Annotated in this window: 20 protein-coding genes; 3 read left to right on the plus strand and 17 right to left on the minus strand. The window is 62.0% G+C overall.

The features are described 5' to 3' along the window. Positions 1-126 precede the first annotated feature (126 nt). The 17 genes from D5125_07190 to mnmG form a co-directional block, all read right to left on the minus strand. Positions 127-3936 carry a DUF3683 domain-containing protein gene (locus tag D5125_07190; protein ID QFY89284.1) on the minus strand — a complete coding sequence of 1270 codons (3810 nt, stop codon included), beginning with the start codon at positions 3934-3936 and terminating at the stop codon, positions 127-129. A gap of 186 nt (positions 3937-4122) precedes the next feature. Then, on the minus strand, positions 4123-4413 hold the full coding sequence (locus D5125_07195) for a PilZ domain-containing protein (GenBank protein QFY89285.1): 291 nt from the start codon (positions 4411-4413) through the stop codon (positions 4123-4125). Between the two features lie 405 nt (positions 4414-4818). Next, positions 4819-5301 (minus strand): peptidylprolyl isomerase, encoded by a 483-nt coding sequence (locus tag D5125_07200; GenBank protein ID QFY89286.1) that lies wholly within the window; start codon positions 5299-5301, stop codon positions 4819-4821. Between the two features lie 171 nt (positions 5302-5472). After that, complete coding sequence (locus D5125_07205) at positions 5473-5895, minus strand: F0F1 ATP synthase subunit epsilon (protein QFY89287.1); 423 nt, start codon at positions 5893-5895, stop codon at positions 5473-5475. A 16-nt stretch (positions 5896-5911) separates the two neighbouring features. Beyond that, positions 5912-7279, minus strand: coding sequence for a F0F1 ATP synthase subunit beta (gene atpD, locus D5125_07210; GenBank protein ID QFY89288.1), 1368 nt, complete (start codon positions 7277-7279; stop codon positions 5912-5914). Positions 7280-7309: 30 nt separating this feature from the next. After that, positions 7310-8176: a F0F1 ATP synthase subunit gamma gene (gene atpG / locus D5125_07215; protein QFY89289.1), complete on the minus strand. Its 867-nt coding sequence runs from the start codon at positions 8174-8176 to the stop codon at positions 7310-7312. Positions 8177-8197: 21 nt separating this feature from the next. Continuing rightward, entirely contained in the window at positions 8198-9739 is a 1542-nt protein-coding gene (locus D5125_07220; GenBank protein QFY89290.1) for a F0F1 ATP synthase subunit alpha, read from the minus strand. Between the two features lie 13 nt (positions 9740-9752). Beyond that, entirely contained in the window at positions 9753-10292 is a 540-nt protein-coding gene (locus D5125_07225; protein QFY89291.1) for a F0F1 ATP synthase subunit delta, read from the minus strand. Positions 10293-10298: 6 nt separating this feature from the next. After that, entirely contained in the window at positions 10299-10769 is a 471-nt protein-coding gene (locus D5125_07230; protein QFY89292.1) for a F0F1 ATP synthase subunit B, read from the minus strand. Between the two features lie 51 nt (positions 10770-10820). After that, positions 10821-11054, minus strand: a complete 234-nt coding sequence (gene atpE, locus D5125_07235) for a F0F1 ATP synthase subunit C (protein ID QFY89293.1) — start codon at positions 11052-11054, stop codon at positions 10821-10823. 33 nt (positions 11055-11087) lie between these two features. Then, positions 11088-11942 (minus strand): F0F1 ATP synthase subunit A, encoded by an 855-nt coding sequence (gene atpB / locus D5125_07240; GenBank protein QFY89294.1) that lies wholly within the window; start codon positions 11940-11942, stop codon positions 11088-11090. Between the two features lies 1 nt (position 11943). Next, complete coding sequence (locus D5125_07245; GenBank protein ID QFY89295.2) at positions 11944-12306, minus strand: ATP synthase subunit I; 363 nt, start codon at positions 12304-12306, stop codon at positions 11944-11946. Between the two features lie 150 nt (positions 12307-12456). Beyond that, complete coding sequence (locus D5125_07250) at positions 12457-13326, minus strand: ParB/RepB/Spo0J family partition protein (protein QFY89296.1); 870 nt, start codon at positions 13324-13326, stop codon at positions 12457-12459. A gap of 227 nt (positions 13327-13553) precedes the next feature. Further along, entirely contained in the window at positions 13554-14324 is a 771-nt protein-coding gene (locus D5125_07255) for a ParA family protein (protein QFY89297.1), read from the minus strand. A gap of 91 nt (positions 14325-14415) precedes the next feature. Then, on the minus strand, positions 14416-15045 hold the full coding sequence (locus D5125_07260; protein ID QFY89298.1) for a GGDEF domain-containing protein: 630 nt from the start codon (positions 15043-15045) through the stop codon (positions 14416-14418). A gap of 38 nt (positions 15046-15083) precedes the next feature. Then, positions 15084-15746: a 16S rRNA (guanine(527)-N(7))-methyltransferase RsmG gene (rsmG, locus tag D5125_07265; GenBank protein QFY89299.1), complete on the minus strand. Its 663-nt coding sequence runs from the start codon at positions 15744-15746 to the stop codon at positions 15084-15086. Positions 15747-15766: 20 nt separating this feature from the next. Continuing rightward, positions 15767-17647, minus strand: coding sequence for a tRNA uridine-5-carboxymethylaminomethyl(34) synthesis enzyme MnmG (gene mnmG, locus D5125_07270; protein QFY89300.1), 1881 nt, complete (start codon positions 17645-17647; stop codon positions 15767-15769). A 118-nt stretch (positions 17648-17765) separates the two neighbouring features. Here mnmG and D5125_07275 point away from each other — a divergent pair, with 118 nt between their 5' ends. The 3 genes from D5125_07275 (at position 17766) to D5125_07285 (ending at position 21771) form a co-directional block, all read left to right on the plus strand. Continuing rightward, positions 17766-18680: a MoxR family ATPase gene (locus D5125_07275; protein ID QFY89301.1), complete on the plus strand. Its 915-nt coding sequence runs from the start codon at positions 17766-17768 to the stop codon at positions 18678-18680. After that, positions 18677-19639 (plus strand): DUF58 domain-containing protein, encoded by a 963-nt coding sequence (locus D5125_07280; protein QFY89302.1) that lies wholly within the window; start codon positions 18677-18679, stop codon positions 19637-19639. Before D5125_07275 ends, D5125_07280 begins: the two co-directional genes overlap by 4 nt. Before the next feature lie 155 nt (positions 19640-19794). Then, a complete protein-coding gene (locus D5125_07285; protein ID QFY89303.1) occupies positions 19795-21771 on the plus strand; it encodes a DUF3488 domain-containing transglutaminase family protein in 1977 nt (658 codons plus the stop codon). Positions 21772-21814: the final 43 nt, after the last annotated feature.

Raw genomic sequence — 21814 nt, forward strand, 5'->3', positions numbered from 1 at the left:
CCTGTGCGGGTTGGCACAGACCGGGTTCGACAAACGCCGGTTGCCGCTGGTCGAGGCCTTCCCTTTTAGAATCCTCTGCGTTCCGCTCCTGGCCTCGGCAATGCTTAGCCTTTAGCCTTTACGCCCCTACAACAGCACCTGTTCCACGCCGCCATTTTGCAGCTGACGCAGGTAGTCCTGTTGCCAGTTCAGCCCCAGGCGCTGTTCCGCCAGCTCTACGACGATGTAGCGCGGTTTCAGGCCGGTTTGCTCGGTGTAGCGGCTCAGGCCCTGCTGGCAGGCCGGGCAGCTGGTGAGCAGGCGGGTTTCACTGCCAGCCTGGGCATCCAGCAGGCTGCGCGCCTTGTCCAGCTCCTCCTGTTTGCGGAAGCGCAGCTGATTGGCGATATCCGGCCGCGCCGTGCCCAGGGTGCCGGCCTCGCCGCAGCAGCGTTCGGTCTGCACCACCGGCCGGGCGAGCAGGCGCTGCGCCACGCCGAGGGGGGACTGGGTCTTGATCGGGCTGTGGCAGGGGTCGTGATAGAGGTATTGGCGCTGGCTCGCGGGCTTCGCGCCCAGGCCCTTTTCCAGCAGGAACTCATGGATATCCAGCAGGCGGCAGCCGGGGAAGATGCGCTCGAATTCGTACTGCAGCAGCTGATCCATGCAGGTGCCGCAGCTCACCACCACCGTCTGGATGTCCAGATAATTCAAGGTATTGGCGACGCGGTGAAACAGCACCCGGTTCTGCGTGCTGATCTGCCGACCCAGCGCCGCCTGACCCACGGCGGTCTGCGGGTAGCCGCAGCACAGGTAGCCCGGCGGCAGCACGCTGCGCACCCCGGCCTCGCCGAGCATGGCCAGGGTGGCCAGGCCGATCTCGGTGAACAGGCGCTCAGAGCCGCAGCCGGGGAAGTAGAACACCGCCTCGGACTCGTCACTGACGCGCTGAGGGTTGTGCAGGATCGGCACGTGGCTGGCGTCCTCCAGCTGCAGCAGAGATCTCAGACCGGGGCCGCTCAGCTGCACGCGCACGCCGTGCTGCAGGCTGTTGCTGATCAGGGCCTTGGGCGCGCCCGAGCTGGCGGCGGGCAGGCTGCCGGGGCGCTTGAGCAGGCCGAAGCGCTTGAATACCTCATGGCCCAGGTTGATGCCGGCAAAACCACCCTTGAGCAGCAGCAGGCGCAGCAGCTCTATGCCCTTGGGATGATGTAGGTTGAGGAAGGCCAGCGCCGCCTTGGCCAGCAGGCTGCCACGCTTTTGCCCGCGCTCCACCAGGATCTTGCGCATGCGCGTGGTGACATCGCCAAAGTCGATGTTCACCGGGCAGGGATTGAAGCATTTGTGGCAGACGGTGCAGTGGTCGGCCAGATCGTTCATCTCGGCGAAGTGGTTGCGCGAGATGCCGCGCCGGGTCTGCTCCTCGTACAGAAAGGCCTCGATGATCAGGCTGGCACCGAGGATCTTGTTGCGCGGTGAGTAGAGCAGGTTGGCCCGTGGCGCGTGGGTCATGCACACCGGCTTGCACTTGCCGCAGCGCAGGCAGTGCTTGATGTCGTCGTTGAGATCCCCCAGCTCGCTTTCTTCCAGGATCAGCGCCTCCTGCTCCACCAGTTGCAGCGAGGGGGTGTAGGCCCGCTCCAGACCGGCGCCAGCGAGCAGCTTGCCCTGATTGAAATGGCCCTGGGGGTCGATGCGCTGTTTGTAGGCGGCAAAGGCGGCCAGCTTTTCCGGTTCCAGGTACTGTAATTTGGTCAGGCCGATGCCATGCTCGCCGGAGATGACGCCGCCGAGGGACTCGGCCAGGTGCATGATGCGCTCCACCAGGCGGTCGGCCTCGCGCAGCATGCGGTAGTTCTGCGAATGCACCGGGATGTTAGTGTGTACATTGCCATCCCCGGCATGCATGTGCAGGGCGACGAACAGCCGCGCATTGCGCAGCCGGGCATGGATATCGAGAAAGCGCCCGCGCACCCCGGCCAGCTCTTCGCCGCTGAAGATCTCCGCCAGGGGCTGGCCGATCTCGCGCCGGTAAGAGTGCAGCAGCCGACGGCGCAGCATCAGCTCCAGCAGGCTGCCGGGCTCGTCTGTCGCCAGACCCTGGCGCGCCAGCAGCTCGGGGAACTCGGCGGCCGGCCGGTCCAGCCCGTCCAGCACCCGCTGCCAGCAGGCCATGGATTGCGCCAGCAGAACCAGCGCCGCCTGCCGCTTGCCGCCGATAATAGCGCTGTTTTCCTCGGAGGCCTCGAAGTTGTCACTATAGCGCACCTCGGCCAGATCACCGCTCAGGTACGCTTGCAACCCCGCCATGATCTCCAGCTTGTTGGCGATGGACTGCTCGATGTTGATCCGCTCTATGCCCTGGCTGTATTCGGCCAGGCGCTGCAGGGGGATGACCACGTCCTCGTTGATCTTGAAGGCGTTGGTGTGGGCGGAGATGGCAGCGGTGCGCGAGCGATCCAGCCAGAAGCGCCGCCGCGCCTCCGGGCTCTTGGCAATGAAACCCTCGGCACCGCGCCGCGCCACCAGCTCCACCAGACCGCTGCAGCTCTGCTCCAGCAGGGCCTCGTCGTCGCTGATCAGGTCCGCCAGCAGTACCATCTTCGGCCGTTGCGAGCGGGCGGATTTGACCGCGTACTTCACCGCCTTGATGTAGCGCTCGTCCAGATGTTCCAGGCCCAACAGCTGCACCCCGGCAGTAACCTCCACCTGCTGCATCAGCTCGACGATGGCCGGCACCGCCAGGGCGATGTCATCACCAAAGAACTCCAGGCAGAGGGTGCGGATATGCGCCGGCATCCGGTGCAAAATAAATCGCGCCGAGGTGATCAGGCCGTCGCAGCCCTCCTTCTGCACCCCCGGCAGACCGGCGAGGAACTTGTCGGTGACGTCCTTGCCCAGGCCCTGCTTGCGAAACAGCTGGCCGGGCATGCTGAGAATCTCCTCACTGCCGTCCTGGCGCTTGAGGCGAAAGCGCACCTGTTGCTGCAGGTGAATCTTGCCCAGATTGTGCTCCAGCCGTTCCACCTCCAGCCACTGGCCATCGGGCATGACCATGCGCCAGGAGGCCAGGTTGTCCAAGGTGGTGCCCCAGAGCAGGGCCTTCTTGCCGCCAGCATTCATGGCGATGTTGCCGCCGATGGTGGAGGCATCCTGGGAGGTGGGATCGACAGCAAAGGCCAGGCCGTGGCGATCCGCCAGCTCGGAGACGCGGCGGGTGACCACCCCTGCTCCCACCTCTACCGTGGCCACCTCTTGCTCCACACCGGGGAGCTGGCGGTATTCCACCGCGCCGATGCGCTCCAGCTTTTCGGTGTTGATCACCGCCGACAGGGGCGTCAGCGGCACCGCCGAGCCGGTGTAACCGGTGCCGCCGCCGCGGGGGATCAGGGTCAGACCCAGCTCGATGCAGGCGCGCACCAGCTCGGCCACCTCCTCCTCGGTGTCCGGGGTGAGCACCACCAGGGGCAGCTCCACGCGCCAGTCGGTGGCATCGGTAGCATGGGCGACGCGGGCGGTGGCAGAAAAGTCGATGTTGTCGCGTCGGGTAATCTTCAGCAGACGCCTGAGCACCCCCTGGCGCAGCCCCTGCTGGCGTGCCAGCCCCTGCTCGAATGCCTCCACCGCGTTACGCGCCAGGCCCAACAGCTCAATCGCCATCTGGTTGCCGTCGGTGCGCTGCTCGAACTGCTCCAACCGGTGCTTGAGTGCGCCGATCAGGGCCTGGCGGCGCTTGGGGTTGGCCAGCAGGTCGTCCTGCAGCAGGGGGTTGCGGCTGACCACCCAGATATCGCCGAGCATCTCGAACAGCATCCGCGCCGAGCGGCCGGTGCGGCGGGTGCCGCGCAGCTGTTCGATCAGCTGCCAGCCGCGCTCGCCAAGAAAGCGGATGAGGATCTCGCGGTCGGAGAAGGAGGTGTAGTTGTAAGGGATTTCGCGGATACGGGGCTGGGTCATGGCGGTCACTCTCGGCGCGGGCTCGCTATTGTAGCCCCTCAGCGGTGAAATGCCGGAATTTTGCGTTGCAGCATTGATGAGGGGATTGGCCGGCGGGGGAAATCGGGACGCAGAGGGCGCAAAGAAGCGCAGAGATCGCAGAGTTATACAGGTTTTACATTCATTCCTCTGCGTCCTGAAGGCCGTTCACAGAATCCTGAGGATTTTGCAGGCGATCTGATATTGGCCTGAGTCGGCCTGGTTGCAGCGGACCACCTCCAGCTCGGCTTCTAGCGGCGGGGTGATGGGGTGACCGGGGGTGATGCGCACCTGCACCTGGTCGGCCTCCGCCAAGACGAAGTCCGTCAGCAGAAGCATACCGGCGGCGCTCAGGTCGCTGACGCGGCACTGCCGATGAGCGCTGTCTCCCTGCAGGACCAGTTGTGCCTCGGCCTCAACGGACATACGCAGAAAATCACGGTTATCGCCGATGATCATGTTCTCTCCCAGAGGCCAGTGAAGGGATATTCAGGAGTTTGTCCGTTAAGAATAGGTAACTGATTACTCCCTCTCCCCCAAGGGGCGAGGGGCTTAACAGCCTGAGTCATTGGGTTTCAAATCCAAATCTCTGCGCTCTTCGCGCTCCTCGACTCGGGCTTCCTGCTTCGTTCTACCTCCTGCGTCCATGCAGTCGTTTGCGCCATCTGCGTCCTTTTACTGTGAAACAACATTGCCGTCTGTCGATCTGGGAGCTCCGAGCGCTGGCTCGGAGGTGCAACGGGGTAGCCATGTCTAACGGCAACCCCGGATTCCGTTTCACTCCATCCGGGCTACTTCTTCCTCATTCTTCTCTGCGTCCTTTGCGCTCCTTTGCGCCCTCTGCGTCCTTTTAGGCCCTCTCGCTCAGTTGATTTGGCAGGAAGCGCCGCTGGCGGTTTGCTGGTCTTCCGGGGTGGCGTCGCGCACTTCTTTGATGTCCACGGTGAGCTTGAGGTTCTTGCCGGCGAGGGGGTGATTGCCATCCACGGTGAGCTTGCCGTTTTCGATGCGGGTGACGAAGAAGCTTTTTACGTCACCCTGGTCGTTCTGCATCTGTACCTCGGCACCCAGTTGGCGGAATTCCTCTGGCACGTTTTCGATGTCGTCGGTGAAGGTGAGGTTGGGATCGTGTTCGCCAAAGCCGGCATCGGCGGCGCTGATGTCGATCTCGACCCGATCACCGGCCTGCTTGCCGCGCAGGGCGCGATCGACGCCGCCGAGCAGTTCCATCTCGCCACCAAAGACATAGCTGACCGGGATGTCGTTCTGCTCCAGGACATTGCCTTGGTCATCGGCGATGACGTAGGTCATGGAGACAAATTTGCCGAATTGGATGCTATCGCTCATGGTGTATCCTGATCCTGTGTGACTGGTTCCAGATAAAGAAGGACGCAGAGGCCGCGGAGTAGCGCAAAGATCGCAGGGTTGAATGATGTTGCGCATGAGAAAGGGAAAACGGCAAGCTCAGCCAGCATTCAGCGCTGGCTTGGCGTTGGTCCGGTACTGGCCCAAGCAAGGCTAGCTGCGGTTGCCCTTGCGGATCTTCTCCAGGGTGCGCAGTTGGGCCACGGCCTCGGCCAGCTCGGCCTGGGCCTTGGCGTATTCAAACTCGCCGGCGCGGTTGGCCAGGGCCTCCTCGGCCTTGCGCTTGGCCTCCAGGGCGGCGGCCTCGTCCAGGTCCTTGGCGCGCACGGCGGTATCCGCCAGCACGGTCACCACATGGGGCTGGACCTCCAACATGCCGCCGGAGACGTAGATGTGTTCCATCTTGCCCTCGTGCTGTACCCGCACCTCGCCGGGCTTGAGCCGACACAGCAGGGGGGCGTGACGCGGGGCTATGCCCACCTCGCCTAGCTCGGCCGGGGCATAGACCATCTCTGCCTTGCCCGAGTGGATGGCCCCCTCGGCACTGACAATGTCAACATGAATGGTCATGGCCATAGTGCGCTCCCCTCGCTCAACCGCGCGTCGCGGCCTCGTCGATGCTGCCGATCATATAGAAGGCCTGCTCCGGCAGGTGGTCGTATTCACCGGCCAGGATGGCCTTGAAGCCACTGATGGTGTCCTTCAGGCCGACGTACTTGCCCGGCGCGCCGGTGAACACCTCGGCGACGAAAAAGGGCTGCGATAGGAAACGCTGGATCTTGCGCGCCCGCGCCACGGTGAGTTTGTCTTCTTCCGACAGTTCGTCCATGCCGAGGATGGCAATGATGTCCTTCAGTTCTTTGTAGCGTTGCAGGGTGCCCTGTACGCCACGGGCCACGTCGTAGTGCTCCTGGCCGACGATGTGCGGGTCGAGGATGCGCGAGGTGGAGTCGAGCGGGTCCACCGCCGGGTAGATGCCCAGCTCGGCGACCTGACGCGACAGCACCAGGGTGGCGTCCAGGTGGGCGAAGGTAGTGGCTGGGGAGGGGTCGGTGAGGTCGTCGGCGGGCACATAGACCGCCTGAAAACTGGTGATGGAGCCGGTGTTGGTGGAGGTGATGCGCTCCTGCAGGACACCCATCTCCTCGGCCAGGGTGGGCTGATAACCCACCGCCGATGGCATGCGCCCGAGCAGGGCCGATACCTCGGTTCCAGCCAGGGTGTAGCGGTAGATGTTATCCACGAACATGAGCACGTCACGACCTTCATCGCGGAAGTACTCGGCCATGGTCAGGCCGGTCAGGGCCACGCGCAGGCGGTTGCCCGGCGGCTCGTTCATCTGGCCATAGACCAGGGAGACCTTGTCCAGCACGCCGCCTTCTTTCATCTCATGGTAGAAGTCGTTGCCCTCGCGGGTACGCTCGCCGACGCCGGCGAACACCGAGAAGCCCGAGTGCTCGACGGCGATGTTACGGATCAGCTCCATCAGGGTCACCGTCTTGCCCACCCCGGCTCCGCCGAACAGACCCACCTTACCGCCCTTGGCGATAGGCATGATCAGGTCGATGACCTTGATCCCGGTCTCCAGGATCTCGGTGGCGGCGGCCTGCTCTTCAAAGCTGGGCGGGGCGCGATGGATGGGCATGGAGGCCTCGGCACCGATCTCGCCCTTTTCGTCGATGGGCCGACCGAGCACGTCCATGATCCGGCCCAGGGTTTTTTGCCCCACCGGGACCGTGATCGGCTGACCGGTGTTGCTCACCTCCAGGCCGCGGCGCAGGCCATCGGTGGAGCCCATGGCGATGGTGCGCACCACGCCGTCACCCAGCTGCTGCTGCACCTCCAGGGTGAGGCCCTTGCTGTCAATATTCAGGGCATCATAGATCTTGGGCATGGATTCCCGTGGAAACTCCACATCGACCACGGCACCAATGACTTCGACTACTTTACCGGAGCTCATTGCTGATTCCTCGTACGCAAATAATTCGTGTTAACCCGTTACCGCCGCGGCACCACCGACGATCTCGGCGATTTCCTGGGTGATGGCGGCCTGGCGGGCCTTGTTGTAGATAAGCTGAAGCTCCCTGATCAGGTCACCGGCGTTGTCGGTGGCCGACTTCATCGCCACCATGCGCGCCGATTGTTCGCAGGCGGCATTTTCCACCACGCCCTGATAGACATCGGATTCGATGTAACGAATCAGCAGATCGTTCAGCACCGAAGCGGCCTCGGGCTCGTAGATATAGTCCCAGTGATGGGTGAGCTTTTCGTCCTTTTTTGCCTGGATGGGGATCAACTGGCGGGTCACGGGCTGCTGGGTCATGGTATTGACGAAGCGGTTGTGGGCCAGGTGCAGGGCATCGATCTCGCCACGCTCATAGGCATCCAGCATGACCTTGACCGGACCGATGATTTCGCTGATGGCCGGGCTGTCGCCCAGGTGGGTGGCCTGGCACAGCACGTTGCCGCCAAAACGCTGGAAGAAGCCCAGGGCCTTGCTGCCAAACACGCAAAAATCCACCTGTACGCCCTGCTCCAGCATCTGCTTGATGTCCTTCACCAACCTGCGAAACAGGTTGCTGTTGAGGCCGCCGCAGAGACCGCGATCGGAGGAGATGATGATGAAGCCAACCCGTTTCACCTCCCGCTCCTTCATGTAGATATGCTGATACTCGGGATGCGCGTGGGCCAGATGCTGGATGACGCTGCGGATCTTCTCGTCATAGGGGCGCGAGGCGCGCATGCGTTCCTCCGCCTTGCGCATCTTGGAGGCCGCCACCATCTGCATGGCGCTGGTGATCTTCTGCGTGCTTTTGATCGAGGCAATCTGGGTGCGTATCTCTTTGGCGCCTGCCATATCTGCTGATCCTGTTGTCGCTTACCAGGTACTGTGGGTCTTGAAGGCCTTGATCGCCTGGTGCAGATCCTCGGCTATGCCGTCGTCAAAGCCGCCTTCCTGGTTGATCCGCTCGATCAGTTCGGCATTATGGCTCTTCACATGGGATTGCAGGGCGGCCTCGAAATCCACCACCTTGGTGACATCCACATCGTCCAGATAACCCTCGTTGGCGGCGAACAGGGAGAGGGCCATCTCACCCACGCTCATGGGCGAGTATTGCCCCTGCTTCATCAACTCGGTGACCCGCTGACCGCGCTCCAGTTGCAGTCGGGTGGACTCGTCCAGGTCAGAGGCGAACTGGGAAAAGGCGGCCAGCTCACGGTACTGGGCCAGGGCCAGGCGGATGCCGCCACCGAGCTTTTTGATTACCTTGGTCTGGGCCGAGCCGCCGACACGGGATACCGACAGGCCGGCGTTGATGGCCGGGCGAATCCCTGAGTTGAACAGGCTGGTTTCGAGGAAGATCTGTCCATCGGTGATGGAGATGACGTTGGTCGGCACGAAGGCCGAGACGTCACCGGCCTGGGTCTCGATGATCGGCAGGGCGGTGAGCGAGCCGGTCTGGCCCTTGACCTTGCCCTCGGTGAGCTTTTCCACCTCGGCCTCGTTGATCCGGGCGGCGCGTTCCAGCAGACGGGAGTGCAGGTAGAAGACATCACCCGGATAGGCCTCGCGGCCCGGTGGGCGGCGCAGCAGCAGGGATACCTGGCGATAGGCCCAGGCTTGCTTGGTGAGATCGTCATAGACAATCAGGGCATCCTCGCCCTTGTCACGGAAATATTCGCCCATGGTGCAACCGGCGTAGGGGGCGAGAAACTGCATGGCGGCAGAATCGGCGGCGGGGGCGGCAACTATGATGGTGTGCTCCATGGCACCGTGCTCTTCGAGCTTGCGCAGCACCTGGGCGATGCTGGAATTCTTCTGCCCCACGGCGACATAGATGCACTTAACCCCGGTGCCCTTCTGATTGATGATGGCGTCTATGGCCACGGCGGACTTTCCGGTCTGGCGGTCGCCGATGATCAGCTCGCGCTGGCCACGACCGATGGGCACCATGGCGTCGATGGCCTTGATCCCGGTCTGTACCGGCTGATCGACGGATTTGCGCGCGATGACCCCAGGGGCGACCTTTTCCAGCGGTGAACTGGCCTCGGCCTGGATCGGACCCTTGCCGTCCACCGGGTTGCCCAGGGCATCCACCACGCGACCCAGCAGGGCCTCGCCCACCGGCACCTGCAACAGACGACCGGTGCATTTCACCGGATCGCCCTCGGTCAGGTGTTTGTAGTCGCCGAGGATGACCGCGCCCACCGAATCGCGCTCCAGGTTCAGCGCCAGGCCGTAGGTATTGCCAGGGAACTCCAGCATCTCGTAGGACATGACATCCTCCAGCCCGTGCAGGCGGCAGATGCCGTCGGTCAGACTGACGATGGTGCCTTGGGTACGGGCCTCGGTCTTGAGATCGAAGCCCTCGATGCGGCTTTTGATGAGTTCACTGATTTCTGAGGGATTGAGTTGCATGTTGGCTTCTCACTTAGATTCCGAATTCTGTGGCCAGGCGCGACAGTTTGTTTCTGATGGATCCATCGATCACCAGATCGCCGGCGCGAATCTTTACCCCACCGATCAGGCTGGAGTCTTTCTCTGTGCTGACCCGGACCTCGCGGCCAAGGCGTTTCTTCAGGCCCTCGGCCAGTTTCTTTTCCTGGGCCTTGTTCACCGCATAAGCAGAGATGATGGTGACATCTATACTGCCCAGGCGTTTGTTCTTCAGCGCCTCATAGGACTGGGCGATATCGGGCAGCAGGCCGATACGGCCATTCTCCAGCAACAGGTCGATCAGGTTGACGCAGGCCGGGTCGATCCGTCCCTCGGTGATATCCAGCAACAGCTGCCTGAGACGCGCCCTGCCCAGCTCCGGATTGTCCATCAGGCGCTGCATTTGCGGGTCGCTGATGATCCGGCGCAGCAGTTCCAGCATCTCCGACCATTGCTCCAGGGTGTCGCTGGCATCGGCCAGTTCAAACAGGGCCCGGGCATAGGGCCTGGCGATGGTTTGATTGTCTAAGGCCATGGGCGGCTAGATCTCCGCTGCCAGTTTGTTGACTATGTCCTGATGCACCTTGGCGTCAATCTCCTTTTCCAGGATCTTTTCCACGCCGCTGATCACCAGCCCGCTCAGCTGCTCCCGGAGCTGCTCCCGGGCGCGGTTGGCTTCCATCTCGATCTCGGCTTGGGCGGCGGTGAGGATGCGCTCACCCTCGCTGCGGGCATGATCCTTGGCTTCTTCGATCATCTCTGTGGCCCGCTGCTGGGCGTGACGGACGATCTCGGCGGCCTGCTGCCGGGCATCCACCAGCACCTCTTTGGCGCGGTCCTGGGCCAATTCCTGGGACTGCTTACCCCGCTCGGCAGCCGCCAGACCCTCGGCAATGCGCCCCTTGCGTTCCTCCAGCGCCTTGATGATCGGCGGCCAGATGAAGCGCATGGTGAACCAGACAAAGAAGATGAAGGCGACTGATTGTCCAAGCAGCGTCGCGTTGATATTCATGAGGCTATCTCCAGGCTGGAAATCGGTTTGACTTCGTACTTGGGGGCTCTATCAACCGGCAACGGCAAACATCACGTACATGGACAGACCGACGGCGATCATGGGTACGGCATCGACCAGGCCCATGACGACGAAGAACTGGGTGCGCAGGACCGGGATCAGCTCCGGCTGGCGGGCCGCGCCATCGAGAAATTTACTACCCAGAATGCCGATGCCGATGGCCGCGCCCAGTGCGCCAAAACCCATCATTACGGCGGCTGCGATGAACAGTATTGCTTGTTCCATGAGAGTCTCCCCTAGAGGTTTCGTAAAAAGAAATCAGTGATGTTCCTGGTGCGCCATGTCCAGATAGACGATGGTCAGGGTCATGAAGATGAACGCCTGCAAGGTGATCACCAGGATATGGAAAATGGCCCAGCCCAGTTGCAGAAGGGCACCAAAGGCCCCCACGCCGAGGGATACGCCGTACATGAGCGCTATCAGAATAAAGATCATCTCGCCGGCGTAGAGGTTGCCGAACAGCCGCAAGGACAGCGAGACCGGCTTGGCCAACAGGGCCACGCCTTCCAGGATCAGGTTGGCCGGCAGGCCCCACTTGCCCAGGGGCTGCAGGGTCAGTTCGGCGGCGAACCCGCCCAGACCCTTGATCTTGATGCTGTAGTAAAGAATCAGCACGAACACGCCCAGGGCCAGGCCAAAGGTGGCATTGGGGTCCGTGGTGGGCACCACCTTCATGAAGTGGAACCAGCCCAAGCCGTGGTCGCCCAGGACATGGGGAATCCAGTCCACCGGCACCAGGTCCATCAGGTTCATCAGAAAGATCCAGACGAATATGGTCAGCGCCAGGGGGGCGACCAGGGGGTTGCGCCCGGAGAAGGAGCCACGCACGCTGGTATCGATGAATTCAATGACCGCTTCGGCGAAATTCTGCAGGCCGCTGGGGACATCCGCCGTGGCCTTGCGCGCCGCTTGATGGAAGATGGCTACAAAGACCGCGCCCAGAAACACCGACCAGAACAGGGTATCCACATGAAAGGCCCAGAAGCCCATGGCCGATGCCTGTTCAGCGGTTTCGGCAAGCCCCCAACTGCCATCGGGTCTTTGCCCGAAGGTGAGATTGGTCAGGTGATGCTTGATGTATTCCGTAGAGGTCAGGGCTTGGTCGGCGGCCATATCACTCAGCTCGTTCGTGTTTCGATGCCCCCAGCCGGCCACTCGGCCTGGCCATCAAGGGTGCCAGATATACCACAATAAATGCCAGCAAAAAGGGCAGGTGAAGCAGCCATTTCTGCGTCTTGAAAATCAGTGCGAAGGCGGCTGCGAAGAACAGCAGCTTGAATACCTCGGACATCAACATGCCCGCCAGCAGCGCCCCCGGCTGCGCCGCCCTATAGGGGCGAAAAAACCGCAACGCCTGCCAGGCCAGACCGCTGCTTGCCACCAAGCCACCCAACAGGGCGGAGCCCGCAGCCTCCATGGAATGCGCCGCGAATACCAGCGGGGCGAGGATTGTGGCCGCAAATTGCGTGACAAGCAAGTGTTTCAGGGTGTCCCTTGCCGGTTTGCTCTGGCCCTGTTGGCTGGGCGGGCGGGTAGAAAGCGCCACGTAGTATAGGTTTTATCGATTAATGGGTCAAACTGATATCCGCATTTTATAAATTTATGGCCCGACCGGGCCAGGGGGATATCACTGGATATGGTCGAGTATGCCGTCCAGCTCCTCCAGGCTGTTGTAGCTGATCACCAGCCGACCCTTGCCGGCCCGGCCCTGCTGCAACTTGACCTGGGCCCCGAGCTTTTCGCTCAGGCGGGTGATCAGGCGCTCCACATCGGGGTCGGACTTCTGTTGGGTCTTGGGTGGGGCCTCGGGCTGTGGCTGGTTCTGCTGCAGACTGCGCGACAGCTCTTCGGTCTGGCGTACCGACAGCCCCTTGCTCACCACCTCCTGGGCCGCCTGGGTCTGCATCTGGGGGCTCAGGGGTAACAGCGCCCGGGCGTGGCCCATCTCCAGCTGGTGGCCCTCGATCAGGCCCTTGACCTCTTCGCTCAGCTCCAGCAGGCGCAGCAGGTTGGAGACCGCCGAGCGGGATTTGCCCACCGCATCGGCCACCTGCTGGTGGGTCAGGCCAAACTCATTGAGCAGCCGATGCAGGGCACCGGCCTCTTCCACCGCGTTGAGATCCTGGCGCTGGATGTTTTCGATCAGGCCCATGGCCATGGCGGCCTGATCGTCCACCTCGCGGATCACCACCGGGATCTGACTCTTGCCGGCCAGCTGGCTGGCGCGCCAGCGCCGCTCCCCGGCGATCAGCTCATAGCGGCCGCCCTCCACCGGACGCACCACCACCGGCTGCACCACGCCCTGGGCGGTGATGGAATTGGCCAGCTCTTGCAGGCCCTCCTCGTCAAAGTCACGCCGTGGCTGATAGCGGCCACGATCGATCAGGTCCACCGGCAGTTCGCTCAGACCGGCCTGGGCCGATGCCGGGGCCTGCTCCTCCTGACTGCTCAGCAGCGCATCGAGCCCACGCCCCAGTCCTCGTTTTTTTAGTGCCATTGCAGGGATATCCAGAAGAAAAGCGGCTCAGCTTAGAGCCAGTTCAAAAACCATGGGGCAACTCAGGCCCAAGCCCTTCGCCGCGGACGCAGAATAGTAAAGGTATTTATTTGTGAATATTCAATCCTCTGCGTACCCTGCGCTTGGCGACTCTGGCTCCCTGCCTCGTTCTGCCCCCTGCACCCTGAAATTTTCGCCATCTTGTTCAGTGCTTCAGTGGCCTGCAATCAAGCGCCTGCCTCCGCCGCAAGCATTTCCTTGGCCAAATCCAGATAGGCCAGGGCCCCGCGCGAGGTTTTATCATACATCAAAATCGGCAGCCCATGGCTGGGGGCCTCGGCCACCCGCACGTTGCGCGGGATGATGGTGCGGAACACCTTGTCGCCGAAATACTGGATCAGCTGGGCCGAGACATCGTTGGCCAGGTTGTTGCGCGGGTCGTGCATGGTACGCAATATGCCGACTATATCCAGCTGGGTATTGGCCGATTTCTGAATCTTGAGGATGGTTCCCATCAGGGCGGACAGTCCCTCCAGGGCGTAGTATTCGGTCTGGATCGGCACCAGCACGCCATCGGCCGCCACCAGGGCATTGAGGGTGAGCATGTTGAGCGAGGGCGGGCAGTCGATCAGCAGGTAGTCGTATTCCTTACGCACGTCCTCCATCGCCAGGCGCAGGCGTTTCTCGCGCAGGGGGGCATCCATCAGACCTACCTCGGCGGCGGTGAGGTCACCATTGGCCGGCACCACGTCGTAGCCCAGATCCTTGGGGCTGTAGGTGGCCTGGCGGAAGTTGGCCTCACCCAGCAGCACCTCACAGGAGGAAAAGGCCAAATCGTGCTTGTCCACCCCTGAACCCATGGTGGCGTTGCCCTGCGGGTCCAGGTCCAGCAACAGCACCTTCTTCCCAAGGCTGCCCAGACTGGCGGCCAGGTTGATGGTGGTGGTGGTCTTGGCGACCCCACCCTTCTGATTGGCTATGGTTATGACTTGGCCCACGGTTTGACTCCGGTATAAGGAGGGGGATTCTAGCAGATAAGCCTGGGAAGCTGGGCATTGCGGACCCTTGGCTACGGCCCAAGCTACATGCTCAACCCAACAGCAGGCGCTTTTCGTCGGCGCTGACCTCGGTGTCGGCCGGGCGCTTGGGCGTGGGGGCGCAGACCCGGTTGCGGCCGGCGTCCTTGGCCTTGTACAGGTAGTGATCGGCGTGGGCGGTGAACTCCTGACGGCTGATGAATTCGCCACCGGTGAATACAGCCACGCCGTAGCTGGCGGTGAGCGGGAGGCCCTCGCCATCGGGTAGGGGCACAGGCTCCTGCTCACGCAGTTGGCGCAGGCGCTCAGCCACCTCCATGGCCTTCTCCAGCTGGGTATTGGGCAGGATCAGGGCAAACTCCTCACCGCCGTAGCGGCAGCCGATATCCAGCTTTCTCAGGTGGGTCTGAATCTGCTGGGCGGTCTGCTTGAGGGCCAGATTGCCCACCTCATGGCCGTGCTCGTCGTTCACCCGCTTGAAAAAATCCAAATCCACCAGGATCAGCGCCGTGGGTTGCAGGCTGCGCCGGGTGCGCTCCATTTCGTTGTCCAGGGATTCGGCAAAGTGACGAAAGTTGTACAGCCCGGTGAGCGGGTCGGTGCGTACCTGGGTCTCCAGCAGGGCCAGCTGACTTAGGCAGTGTCGCAGCCGATCGATCTGCGGGCAGTCTTCTGCCCCCATTGGGCAGATCCGTTCCTCTGTGTAGCTCTGATTTGGACTCATGGCTGTGACCTGCGGTAGATCAGCAGGTGGCGCTGCTGGTCAGGGAGAAAGGGGATGTTCAGTGGCACTATATTTAATGACTGGTTTAATGAATGGCTTGATACGTTGGAATCCAGGCCTCGGGTTTCTTCGCCAATGCTTTCGCGTGCCCCCTTGAGGGCGAGGAGCTCGCCTCCAACCACAAGCAAGGGCGAGGCCAATTGCATGAGTTGATCTAAGCTTGCGAAGGCACGCGCGGTGATCTGGTCAAATTGGCCGCCAAGCGCCTCTGCGCGCTGCTGTATGGGGTGGATATTACCTAGCTGCAGCTGGAGTTGCACCTGACGGATGAAGCGGATCTTTTTGCCATTGCTATCCAGCAAGTTAAACCGCAGGTCTGGCCGGGCTATGGCCAGGGGTACGCCGGGCAGGCCAGCGCCGGTGCCCATGTCCAGGAGCCTGGGGCCTCGGATGTAGGGCAATATGGCCAGGCTGTCGAGCAGGTGCCGACTGACCATCTCCAACGGGTCTCGCACGGCGGTGAGGTTGTAGGCCTGGTTCCACCGATGCAGCAGCTGCAGATAGGCCATGAGCTGCCCCTCGCCCCCCTCGGGCAGCGTGATCTGCAATTGATGCAGGCCTTGGCTGAGCCGTTGCCGACAGGTATCGAGCTGTTCCAATCCGAGGTTCAAAGCAACCTTCAACCCAACCTCGCGCTCTTTTTCAGGTGGATCAGCAGCAGACTGATGGCCGCCGGGGTAACGCCAGGGATGCGGCCGGCCTGGCCCAGGGTCTGCGGGCGGACCCGTTGCAGTTTTTCGCGCACCTCGGTGGAGAGGCCGCGTACCTCGGCATAGTCCATATCCATGGCCAGGGCGATGGACTCGTTGTTCTGCTGGCGCTGGATTTCCTCGGCCTGACGCTTGATGTAACCGGCGTATTTGGTCTGGATCTCGATCTGCTCGGCCACCTGTTCATCGCCCACACCTGGACCCATGCCGGGTAGCTGCATCAGCTTGGCGTAGCTCAGCTGGGGCCGAGTGAGCAGTTCCAGGGCGCGGGTTTCCTTGCTCAGGACCGCGCCAAAGCGTTGTTCCTGCTCACTTTCCGGCAGATCAGAGGGGCGGATGAGCAGGCCCTGCAGACGCTGGCGTTCCCGCTCTATGGCCTCGCGCTTGTGCTCGAAGGCTCGCCAGCGCTGATCATCCACCAGGCCCAGATGGCGGCCGGTCTCGGTCAGGCGCAGGTCGGCATTGTCCTCGCGCAGCAGCAGGCGGTATTCGGCGCGGCTGGTGAACATGCGGTAGGGCTCGCTGGTGCCCCGGGTGATCAGGTCATCCACCAATACGCCCAGGTAGGACTGATCCCGGCGCGGACACCAGGGCTCTTGCTCCCGTGCCCGCAGGGCGGCGTTGGCGCCGGCCAGCAGGCCCTGGGCGGCGGCCTCTTCATAGCCGGTGGTGCCGTTGATCTGACCGGCGAAGAACAGGCCGGGGATGGCCTTGGTCTCCAGGCTCTGTTGCAGGCCCCGGGGGTCGAAGAAGTCGTATTCGATGGCATAGCCGGGGCGGGTGATGCGGGCCTGCTCGAAACCGACCATGGAGCGCACCAGTTGCAGCTGGATATCGAACGGCAGGCTGGTGGAGATGCCGTTGGGATAGACCTCGTTGACCTCAAGGCCCTCGGGCTCGATGAAGATCTGATGCGAGTCCTTGTCGGCAAAGCGCACCACCTTGTCCTCGATGGACGGGCAATAGCGCGGCCCCACGCCCTCGATCACCCCGGCGTACAGGGGCGAGCGCGACAGACCGCTACGGATGATGTCGTGGGTCAGGCCATTGGTGTGGGTGATGTGGCAGAGGGCCTGCCGCGGGTGATCCTCACGGCTGCCGATAAAGGAGAACACCGGCCTGGGCTCATCACCGGCCTGGGCCTGCAATTGGCTGAAGTCGATGCTCCGGCGATCGATGCGCGGCGGGGTGCCGGTCTTCAGCCGCGCTACCTGCAGGTCCAGTCCACGCAGCCTTTCTGCCAGGGCATTGGCCGGCGGATCACCGGCGCGTCCTCCTTGATAATGACTCAGGCCGATGTGAATACGCCCGGCGAGAAAGGTGCCCACGGTGAGCACCAGGGCCTGGCAATGAAAACGCAGGCCCATCTGCGTCTGTACCCCTATGACCCTGTCCTGCTCCAGCAGGATGTCATCCACCGCCTGCTGAAACAGGTCCAGACGGGGCTGATTTTCCAGGGCCTGGCGCACGGCGGCGCGATACAGGACGCGATCGGCCTGGGCGCGGGTGGCCCGCACCGCCGGGCCTTTGCTGGAGTTGAGGGTGCGAAAATGGATGCCGGCCCGGTCGGCGGCCCGCGCCATCAGGCCACCCAGGGCATCCACCTCCTTCACCAGATGGCCCTTGCCGATGCCGCCGATGGCCGGATTGCAGCTCATCTGCCCCAGGGTCTCGATGTTGTGGGTCAACAACAGGGTGCGCGCCCCCATGCGGGCAGCGGCCAAGGCGGCCTCGGTACCGGCATGGCCACCTCCTACGACAATTACTTCATATCTTTGCGGGTATTGCATCTCGGCCCAGGTCTTATCTGTTTTATCATGCGATCTATTCGCTGCCTGCAACAGGGCCTGCAAGGGCCGCGTTGCACAGGGCGCTATAGTACTTGACCCAGCCTCAGGATGTCCCGGCATGAACCCATTGTTACACGCAGTCGCCGCCCAGATGGGGCAGATCCTCCTCGGCAAGGAGTCGGCCATCAAGCTGTCCCTGGCCTGTCTGCTGGCCCGTGGCCATTTACTGATCGAGGACCTGCCGGGGGTGGGCAAGACCACCCTGGCCCATGCCCTGGCACATCTGCTGGGGTTGGAGTATCGGCGCATCCAGTTCACCAGCGATCTGCTGCCCTCGGATGTGGTGGGCGTGTCCATTTTCGAGCGGGACTCTGGCGAGTTTCGGTTTCATCCAGGCCCGGTCTTCTCCCAGGTGCTGCTGGCCGATGAGATCAACCGCGCCACGCCCAAGGCCCAGAGCGCCCTGCTGGAGGCCATGGAGGAGCGGCAGGTGTCCGTGGAAGGCCAGACCCGCAGCCTGCCGACGCCCTTTTTCGTCATCGCCACCCAGAACCCCGGCTATCAGGTGGGCACCTATCCCTTGCCCGAATCCCAGCTGGATCGTTTTCTGATGCGTATCCACATCGGTTTTCCCACCGAGGCCGCTGAACGGGAGCTGCTGCGCGGCGAGGATCGCCGCAGCCTGCTGGCCCGCACCCAGTGCCTGGTCAGCGTTGAGCAGTTGCTGGAGTTACAGCGCCAGGCGGCTGACATTTATACCTCGGATGCCCTGCTCAATTACTGCCAGGCCCTGCTGCAATTTACCCGGGTGTCGGATGATTTTATCCACGGCCTCTCCCCCCGCGCCGGGCTGGGCATGTTGGCCGCTGCCCGCGCCTGGGCCATGATCGAGGGGCGGGATATGGTGATCCCCGAAGACGTGCAGGCGGTATTGCCCGCCGTCTGTGGCCACCGGCTGCAGGGTACCGACAGCCAGGGGCAGAATGCCGAGCGCCTAGTGGACCTGCTCATAGGCTCAGTCGCCATCCCATGAAATGGGATCTGACCAGCCTGGCGCGGGTCAATAGACCGGCTGAGACCGGGGCCATACGGCTGCGGCCGTCGGCTATCTACATATTGCCCACGCCCTTTGGTCTGGTGTTCTTTATCCTGCTGGTGCTGCTGCTGATCGGCTCGATCAACTACGCCAATAATCTGGGCTTTCTGCTGACCTTTTTCCTCGCCTCCGTGGGCCTGCTGGCCATGATCCACAGCTGGCGCAATCTGCTCGGCCTGTGCCTGATGCCGCGTCGTTGCCACCCGGTTTTTGCCGGTGAGGCCTGTAGCTTCGAGTTCGATCTGAGCGCGCCCACGGAGCGTCTGCGGGGTGATCTGGAGTTGAGCCACCCCAGCGGCGCCCTCAGCGCCCTGGATTTTGGCCCTGGACAGATTCAACCACGCTTTCATCTGGAGCTGCCCAGCAAGGTACGCGGCCTTCTGCCCTTGGGCCGCTGCCGACTGGAGACCCGTTATCCCCTGGGTATTTTCCGTGCCTGGTGCTATATCCATTCCGATCTGCGTGGCCTGATCTATCCCCGGCCCGAGCCCTGGAATCTGGAGATGAGCACGGGCAGCGAGGCGGCGGACAATCAGGGTTTTCCCCGGCGGACGCCAGCGGGCCAGGACTTTCATGGCATTCGTCAATACCAACCCGGTGACCCGCTAAAAAGTATCCACTGGCAGTCCCTGGCCCGGGGCAATGAGCTGATGAGCCGGGAGTATGAAAGCCAGATCGCCCGTGACTTCTGGCTGGACCTGGCGGCGATGCCCGGCCCCCATACGGAGATACGCCTGGGTCAGCTGTGCTACGCCGTGCTGCAAGCGGTAGAGCAGGGCCATCCCTTTGGCATCCGTTTGGGTGGTCTGGAAATAGCCCCAGACCTGGGGGAGCAGCACCTGCAGCGGGTACTGCGCGCCCTGGCCCTGTTTGGCAAGGCTGAAACAGCCACTTAGAATTTGAAACCTCAGGGTGGCGTGGTGGGTGGGGTTTGGCCAACTTCATTTGAACAAAAGGTTACCTCTTTTGCTAATACTTACCCAAACGGACGCTTTTTCTATCCGAGTTGGACTATGCAAGCTAATCAGCGGGTTATGAACAGGTATCAGGCATGGCACGTATAGGCCGTAAATGGGTACAGCAAAGCCCGCTAGTGCAGGTTCCTGATCGGTCCCTGTTACTACTGCTGCTTGGCTTCATGGGCCTGGCCGCTGCCCCCTTGCTGGCCCATCTAAAGCCCCAATTCATCGGCCTGTTTTATCTGTTTCTCCTGTTCAAGCTGGTCATTGCCTTCGTGCCCCGGCTGCAACCCCATAGATTCATTCTGTTGGCACTCACTCTGGGCGGTTTTGCCTTGGTGCTCGGCCTGAGCCAGCCCTTGGTCAATTCCCAGACCGGGATATCCCTACTGCTGGTCATGGCCGGCTTGAAGTTGCTGGAGATTACCCGGCGGCGAGATATTCAGTTCAGCGTACTGCTGGGGTTTTTCATCCTCATCACAGTGTTTCTCTACGAAGATGCCATGCAGATGACGCTGCTCCTGCTGGCCGTTGCCATAGGCCTTATATCCGTACTGATTCGCATCAATTCCCTGCGAGAAATCGCCTATTGGCGGACAGCGCGCCAGGCCATGGGCATGGCCTTGCAGGCGCTGCCCTTTACCCTGCTGCTGTTTTTCATCTTCCCCCGGCTGCAAGGCCCCCTGTGGGCCTTTCATTCCACCGAGCAGGCGGCCAAGACCGGCCTTTCCGATAGCGTGACCCCGGGCAGCATCAGCAACCTGATCCAGTCCCGCGAGACCGCCTTTCGGGTAGAATTCGACCAGGCAAAGCCGCCCAAGGCCCAGCTTTATTGGCGCGGCCCGGTGATGTGGCAGACCGATGGCCGCCGTTGGACCCGCTCGGCTCAGATGATGCTCCCCCTGCAACAGCCAGTCACCGGCCTGGAGAGCTACAGCTATCGCATATTTCTGGAGGCTACCGACAATAAACGCTTGATTCTGTTGGATCTGCCGGCCAAGGCACCAGGCAAGGCCAAACTGACCCGTGATTTTCAGGTAATCAGCCAGGAGCAGGTGAGCAAGACCAAGTCCTACAGAGGCACCTCCTTTACCCAGTATTTTTCTGCCGATTTGAGTCTGGATGAACGCCGTCTGGCCCTGCAATTGCCGGATCAGGTCAGTGACAGGGTGCGCGATCTAGCGCTGGGCTGGCGGACCAAGGCCAGCTCAGATCGGGCCGTGGTGGAGCAGGCCCTGAGTCATTTTCGTGAACAGCCCTTTGTCTATACCCTGCGTCCCCCACTGTTGGGCAAGGACCCCACAGACGGCTTCCTGTTTGAGACCCGACGAGGCTTTTGCGAGCACTATGCCACCAGCTTTACCCTGCTGATGCGCCTGGCCGGCATCCCCAGCCGCTTGATCACCGGCTATCTGGGTGGTGAGCAGAATCCCCGGGGGGATTATCTGATCGTGCGTCAATCCGACGCCCATGCCTGGAGCGAGGTCTGGCTGGAGAGCGAGGGATGGGTGCGGGTGGACCCCACCGCCGCCGTTGCCCCGGAACGGATTGAACAACAGTTGGACCTGGATCAGGGAGGCGATCGAGTCGGTTTTGTGATGCAACGCAATTCTTTCACCGATCTGCTGACACGCAATCTGCGCTGGGGCCTGGACGCCCTGAACATGTCCTGGTATCGCTGGGTCATAGGTTATGACCGTGGGGCACAACGCAATCTGCTGGAACAATTGGGCCTGGCCAATCTGCCTTATCGCAGTCTGGGGGTGATTGCTGCCTTTATCCCCCTGGCCCTATTGCTGGTCTATTATCTGTTTTATTACCGCCGGGCAGGCCCACCCAGGGATCAGGTAGAGCAGGCCTTTGAACCTGTATTGCGCCATTTAATCAGGCTGGGTTTGAACCGCCGGCCCAGCGAAGGCATGCGGGATTTTGGTCAACGCGTAGCCAGGATCAGACCGGATATAGCCCCTCAACTGGAGCCTTTGATTCAGGTTTATGTAGAATTGCGCTACGGTCAATCAAACCAAATCCAGGACTTTATTCAAAGCTGCAAGGTGTTTAAAGTCTGATTTTTCTGCAATCGGCTTTTACACAGTGCCGCTTGCGTTTAGA

Source organism: gamma proteobacterium SS-5 (assembly GCA_009497875.2).
Classification (GTDB): domain Bacteria; phylum Pseudomonadota; class Gammaproteobacteria; order Chromatiales; family Chromatiaceae; genus Magnetovirga; species Magnetovirga frankeli.